We start from the raw sequence: 4816 nt of genomic DNA, 5'->3' as shown, positions 1-4816 counted from the left end.
GGGATGGGACGAGCCGCCCCTCGACGCGGGTCGCGACGGCCGGGGGCCCGGGGTGTCGGTGGACACCGCCCGTTGGACGGGTGGGCTCCCGGGCACGCCGGAGCCGCCGCGCCCGGGGGTGTCCGCCCCTCCCCCGCGTGCCGACGTCCCCGACCGCGGCGCACCCGCCGGGGGCGCGGGGTCAGCCGCCGGGGGCGCCGGGGCAGTCGTGGCCGCCGCCGCGGGTGTGTCCGTGCGAGGAGTCGGTTCCCGGCGTACGGCCGGCAGTACCCGACGTTCGGAGGCGGTCGGGTCCGTCGCCGCCCTGGTCAGGGAGCGCCGGGTCGACACCGGTGCCGGTGTCGCCGGCCGGGGACGCACCCGGATCCCCGACCGTGGGGTGGGCGACCCGGGCCGGGGCGCGGCCACGGGCCGGGTCCCCGGCCCGCTCGGCACCGGATTCGGGGCACGCCGCACGTCGACCGGTCCCGGATCCACCGGGATCGGGGGCACGGAGTACCCCGACGCCGGCTCGGGCGACGGGGGTTCGAGTCCCGGAACAGCACCCCGGGGCGGCTCCGGCATCCGCCCCATGGGGCTCACGGGAGCCCGGCCGTCCAGGATCACCGGAGACCGCTCCCGACGCTGCGAGGGGTCGCGGAAGGTCGCGAGTCGGTCCTCGAACCGGGCGTTGGCGACCTGCCGTCCCCCGCCCAGCACCGGCCGGAGCGGCGGCAGCGACGCCCAGGCCGGCACGGCCGGGGGTGCCGGGGCCGGCACGTCGGCGGGAGCGGCCGCGGCCCCGCCGACGGTGCCGGGCCGGTCGGCCGGGGAGTCCGCCGTGTCGTCCGCGCGACGCAGCAGGCGGTCGAGGAAACCCACCGTTCAGCCTCCCGTCTCGGTGTGCGGCGCCAGGGCCGCGACCTGCCGCACGTAGCGGATCCGATCGTGGTGCTCCAGGTCCAGGAGCTCGGCGTGTCCCCAGTGGAAGTGGTAGGCGAGGTACGCGATCTCCTCGTGCAGACGGTCGGTCGCGTACGTCACGATTCCCCCAGGCGGCTCCCGCCGAGCTCCACCTCGAAGGGCTCGGAGCAGTGGGGGCAGGTCACCGAGGCCCGGGTGTGCCCCTCGGCGTTGATCTGGCGGTAGAAGTCCTGGAGGAACGCCAGGTCCGAGGCGAACATCCCCTCGACGGTGCCGTCGTGCACCACCGGAAGGGTGCCGAGCCGGGTGATGACGCGCCCCAGGAGCACCACCGAGAGGTACGCCGGGTTCTCCCGCACCCGGACGTCGCGGAGCGGGAGCAGTTCGTCCCGCGCGGTGGAGAGCCGCATCACCCCGTCCCGGTGGACCGTGCCCTCGGCGTCGACGTACCCGCGCGGCAGTTCGAAGGGGAATTCGGTGCGCAGCTCCGAGGCGTGAGGGACGGCCGCGTGCGCCGGAGCCGGTTCCGGGGCGGGAGCCGGGGCCGGGGTCTGTTCCCCGGTCGGGGCCCGGCCTCCGGCTGCGGCGTTCCTCATCGTCGGCAGGGTGACCGTGCGCCTCATTACTCGATGACCAGCTCTTCGAAGGTGATGGTCACGGTCTCGGTGAGCGGCGACGCGTCGCCGGCGGTCAGCGACGAGGGGGCCACCTTGTGGCACCACGCGTTGCGCAGGTTGTAGCGCCGCACCGGGTTCCGCTGGTAGTCCATGAGGATGACCGAGGCGTCCTTGCGGGCCTGCCCCATGTCGCCCGCGATCGAGTCGCTCACCCAGTCGGTGAAGACCTTGTCGGTGTTGGCGCCGTAGACGACGCTCAGGCTGCCGCCCTTCGCGATGCCCGGCATGTTCTTGGTGAGCGGGGCGCCCCCGTCGGCCGTGTTCTGCGTGTAGGTGATCACCTCCAGCTCGTAGGTGAAATCACTGATCTCGTGGATGGTGTCGACCAGGATGCCGTCGATCTGGATGCCGAAGTTGTGAACTGTGAGGGCATCGCCCTGCTCCAGAGCCATCGGTTCGTTCTCTCTCTGTGTCGGGGCGGGGTCACGACACACCCCGCGGGAAGTGATGGGGCACCGCGCGTCGGCCGGTCACCGGAGCCGAGGACTCCGGTGACCGGCCGACCGGGCGCCTACTCCTCCAGCTCGCTGGAGCCGCTGGAGTACTGGGAGAGCCGAAAGATCACGAACTCGGCGGGCTTGACCACGGAGACGCCGATCTCACAGACGACGCGGCCGACGTCGATGGACTCCGGCGGGTTGGTCTCCTCGTCGCACTTGACGTAGAAGGCCTGGTTGGGCTGGGTACCGAAGAGGGCACCGCTGCGCCACTCGTTGGTCAGGAAGGACGAGATGTTGCGCCGGATGCGGGCCCACAGGCGGTGGTCGTTGGGCTCGAAGACCACCCACTGGGTGCCCAGCAGGATGGCCTCCTCCAGGTAGTTGAAGTAGCGGCGGATGTTGAGGTAGCGCCACTCCGGGTCGGAGGACAGGGTGCGCGCGCCCCACACCCGGATGCCCCGGCCGGGGAAGGCCCGCAGGCAGTTGACCCCGATGGGGTTGAGCAGGTCCTGCTCGCCGTGGGTGACCTGGAGCTCCAGGTCCACGGCGCCCCGCACCACCTCGTTGGCCGGCGCCTTGTGCACGCCGCGCTCGCTGTCGTTGCGCGCCCAGACACCGGCGATGTGGCCGCTCGGCGGCATCAGCCGGGCCTTGCCGATGGCCGGGTCGAAGGTCTTGATCCACGGGTAGTAGAGCGCGGCGTACCTGGAGTCGAAGTTGGCGGTCTCCTGGCGCCACACCCGGACCTGGCGGGCGTTCATGCCCGGCGGCGGGTCGATGATGGCGACCCGGTCGCCCATCAGTTCGCAGTGCGCGATGAGGCCGAGCTGGACGGCCTTGACGGTCTCCAGGTCGATGGCGCCCTGCTGGTAGGCGGCCATCAGGTCGGGGACCGCGACCATGGTGATCTCGTCGATGGCCTCCAGGCCGCCGAAGCCGGTGCGGTCGGCGGAGTCCCCGAGGTACTGCTCGGCGCCGGGGGCCGGGGGGTTCGAGGCGGCCGGTTCCACCGGTGCCGGGGCGGGAGCGGGGGCCTCGAGCGTCACGGTCTGGTTCTCCGGGCGGGCGAGCTGCGCGGCGGGGGCCGCCTCGGCCACGGAGATGAGTCGGGAACGTTCCTTGACCTGGGTGACGACGTAGGAGCGGCCGCTCTTCTTGCCCGGGGTGACGTCGAAGCTCTCGACGATCCTGTCGCCGTCCCTGACGTTCAGTCGGAACCGCTCGGCCGGGCCCTCGCCCTCCGCGTCGGCCACCTCGACGGTCAGCGGTCCCCGCTGACCGGGGGCGATCGCGGTGACGGTGAAGGTGCCGAGTTCCCTCGGCGCGGCCGGCGACAGGGGCGCCGGTGCGGCGGGCGCGGCGTCGAGCGCTCCGGGGCGTCCGCCGGCCTCGGCCGGGAAGCCATCGGGCGAGCCGCCGACCCGCACGACATAGGCGGTGGTGCCGCCGTTGTTGAAGAACCCGTAGACGGCCTGCGCGAGGTGGTACCCCTCGGTGAAGTCACCGAACGACGCCACGTACTGGGTCCAGTTGGTGACCAGTGTCGGCTCGTTCATCGGCCCGGTGGGCGCGAGGCCGACGAAGGCCGCCACCGAGGTGCCCACCCCCTCGATGGGACGCGTTCCGCTCGCTACCTCCTCGACGTAGACGCCGGGGGACAGATAGGACGGCATGGTGTGCATCTCCTCGGGGTAGGAGTAGGGATACGACAACCATCACCCGTGTCGCTTCCGCGACGAAACGTCCCACCGGCCCCTGCACCGGGCAGATTCGTTGCCCGCGGGGGCACTTGACATGTCGTGGGACATGACCCGGGAGTTCCGCCGCACCCTTCCCGCTCCCCTCTCGAAGGGCTTCCGCGAGGGCATCGATCCTGCCCTTCCGGACACCGGGTACGGCTCCGACGGCTCCTGACCGGGTGGGGGCCCGTTCACTACGCTCCCGACGTGACCCTGTGGACCTCCCTGGAACCCGCTTCCGCGACCGTTCGCCCCGGCGACGCCACGCGGGTGCGCCTGCGACTGCGCAACACCGGCGATGTCGTCGACGAGTACCACTTCGAGCCCGTGGGAGAGGTCGCCCCCTGGACGACGGTGGAACCGCGGACGCTCCGTCTCTACCCGGGGACGACCGGGGACGTCGAGCTGACCTTCGCACCGCCCCGTGACCCCGACGCCCCGGCGGGGCCGACCCCGTACGCGGTGCGGATCACGCCGACCGAGCACCCCGAGGCCACGGTCGTTCCCGAGGGGAACATCACCGTGCTCCCCTTCAGCGAGGTGCGGGCGGAGCTGGTGCCACCCACCGTCAGGGGGAGGCTCCGCGGGCGCCCCCGGTTGGCGGTCGACAACCTCGGCAACACGCCGCTCACCGCCTCCGTGGTCGGCAGCGACGACGGCGACCGGCTGTCCTACGCCATCCAGCCGGGCCACGTGCGGATCGAGCCCGGACGGGCCGCCTTCGTCACCACCACGCTGCGGCCGCGGGAGATCATCTGGTTCGGCTCCAAGCAGGAACGGCCGTACACCCTCGCGGTGCAGCGCTCGGGGCGGGATCCGCTCACGGTGGAGGGCACCTACATCCAGCGGGGCTTCCTGCCGGGTTGGCTCGCGGCCTTCCTCGCGGCGGTCGTGGCCCTGTTCGTCGCCGGCGCGATGCTGTGGATCACGCACGACCCGGGAGTGGAGTCCCTCGCCGTCGAGCACACCGCCGACGGGGGCGAGATCCTCCCCCCGGACCCCGTGCCGGCCGGTCCGATCGGCCCGGAACCTCCCCCCTTCCAGGAACCGCAGGCCC

General features: G+C 72.6%; 5 protein-coding genes. 1 reads left to right on the top strand and 4 read right to left on the bottom strand.

Features of this window, described 5'->3' with window-relative positions:
• Positions 1-864: 864 nt before the first annotated feature.
• The 4 genes from FNQ90_RS12850 to FNQ90_RS12835 form a co-directional block, all read right to left on the bottom strand.
• Positions 865-1023 (bottom strand): DUF6760 family protein, encoded by a 159-nt coding sequence (locus tag FNQ90_RS12850; RefSeq protein ID WP_182606500.1) that lies wholly within the window; start codon positions 1021-1023, stop codon positions 865-867.
• A complete protein-coding gene (locus FNQ90_RS12845; protein WP_407699357.1) occupies positions 1020-1526 on the bottom strand; it encodes a hypothetical protein in 507 nt (168 codons plus the stop codon). Before FNQ90_RS12845 ends, FNQ90_RS12850 begins: the two co-directional genes overlap by 4 nt.
• Positions 1526-1972 carry a phage tail protein gene (locus FNQ90_RS12840; RefSeq protein WP_182606499.1) on the bottom strand — a complete coding sequence of 149 codons (447 nt, stop codon included), beginning with the start codon at positions 1970-1972 and terminating at the stop codon, positions 1526-1528. Before FNQ90_RS12840 ends, FNQ90_RS12845 begins: the two co-directional genes overlap by 1 nt.
• A 119-nt stretch (positions 1973-2091) precedes the next feature.
• Positions 2092-3693 (bottom strand): phage tail sheath family protein, encoded by a 1602-nt coding sequence (locus FNQ90_RS12835; protein WP_182606498.1) that lies wholly within the window; start codon positions 3691-3693, stop codon positions 2092-2094.
• 273 nt (positions 3694-3966) lie between these two features.
• Here FNQ90_RS12835 and FNQ90_RS12830 point away from each other — a divergent pair.
• The coding region (locus FNQ90_RS12830) for a COG1470 family protein (RefSeq protein ID WP_456115095.1) at positions 3967-4816 on the top strand (850 nt) is incomplete at its 3' end.

Source organism: Streptomyces alkaliphilus, assembly GCF_014141535.1.
Lineage (GTDB): Bacteria > Actinomycetota > Actinomycetes > Streptomycetales > Streptomycetaceae > Streptomyces > Streptomyces alkaliphilus.
Note: the sequence above shows the minus strand (reverse complement) of the source record. Positions and strands in the feature narration are given on the sequence as shown.